Genomic DNA, 1565 nt, shown 5'->3' on the forward strand with positions numbered 1-1565 from the left:
GCGGGGGTCGTCGTGCAGCAGCTCCGGCACGTCCGTGCGCAGGGCCGCCGCGCAGCTCGGTTCCAGGACCACCAGCGGGGCGTCCGTGGCCAGGACCGGTTCCAGGAGGTCGAGGGTGCGGCGCAACACCGCGCGGGCGCGGTCGAGCTGGCCCGTGGAGATGTACGTCAGGCCGCAGCAGACCCGGCCCCTGCGGGCCGTCAGCAGGGACAGGGCCGAGCGGCTGCGGGCGTCGCCCACCGGGCGGCTCCCCGGCCGCAGCGTGGGCGGCAGCACCACCCGCAGGCCCGCCGCCTCCAGCACGCGTACCGCCGCCCGGCCCACCGACGGCGACAGGTGCTCGGTGAACGTGTCCGGCCAGAGGACCACCGGTTTCCCCTCACCGGAGGGCCCGCCCCGCCTCCGCCACCACCGCGTGAACGTCTCCCCCGCCACCCGGGGGATCTCCCGCTCCCGCGCGATCCCGCCCAGCCGTTTCGCCACGTCCGCGAGCGGTCCCACCGAGGCGAGGGCGTTCACCGCCCCCGCCGACCTCGTCCGCGCCACCCAGCCCAGCCACACCGGCAGCCACCCCATCGCGTAGTGCGCGGCCGGGCGGCGACGGCCCGCGTAGTGGTGGTGCAGGAACTCCGCCTTGTACGTGGCCATGTCGACCTCGACCGGGCAGTCCGAGCGGCAGCCCTTGCAGGACAGGCACAGGTCCAGGGCGTCCCGTACCTCCGTGGAGCGCCAGCCGTCGGTCACCAGCTCGCCCGCGAGCATCTCGTGCAGCAGGCGGGCGCGCCCGCGCGTGGAGTGCCGTTCCTCGCCCGTCGCGCGGAACGACGGGCACATCACCGCAGACCCGGACACGGACGTCGTACGGCACTTGGCGACGCCCACGCAGCGCCGCACCGCCGCCGAGAAGTCGCCGCCGTCGGCGGGGTAGCCGAAGGCGACGTCGACCGGTTCGCGCGGGAGGACGGAGAAGCGGAGGCCGGTGTCCAGCGGCGCGGGGCGGACCAGCATGCCGGGGTTGAGGAGGTCGTCCGGGTCCCAGACGGCCTTCACGCGTTCGAAGAGGGCGACCGTCTCCGCGCCGTACATGCGCGGCAGCAGCTCCGCGCGGGCCCGGCCGTCGCCGTGCTCGCCGGAGAGCGAGCCGCCGTGCGCCACGACCAGATCGGCCAGGTCCTCCGAGAAGCGCCGGAAGCGGGCGACGCCCGGCCCGGTCAGCAGGTCGAAGTCGATGCGGACGTGGACGCAGCCGTCCCCGAAGTGCCCGTACGGCGTGCCGCGCAGCCCGTGGTCCGCCATGAGGGACCGGAAGTCGCGCAGGTACGCGCCGAGCCGGGCGGGCGGCACCGCGCAGTCCTCCCAGCCCGGCCAGGCCTCTGCTCCGTCCGGCATGCGCGTCGCCGTACCGCTCGCGTCCTCCCGGACGCGCCACAGCGCGCGTTGCCGCGCCGGGTCGGTGACCACCAGGGCGTCCACGACGTCCGCCGCGCGGACGATCGTCTCCGCACGCGCGCGTGCCTCCGCCTCCGTGTCCCCGCCGGTCTCCACGAACAGCCAGGCGCCCCCGC

General features: G+C 76.1%; 1 protein-coding gene. It reads right to left on the bottom strand.

Features of this window, described 5'->3' with window-relative positions:
• On the bottom strand, nt 1-1565 hold a 1565-nt coding region (locus tag B7767_RS30490; RefSeq protein WP_179167352.1), incomplete at both ends, for an FAD-linked oxidase C-terminal domain-containing protein.

The sequence above is a fragment of the Streptomyces sp. 13-12-16 genome (assembly GCF_002114215.1).
GTDB lineage: Bacteria > Actinomycetota > Actinomycetes > Streptomycetales > Streptomycetaceae > Streptomyces.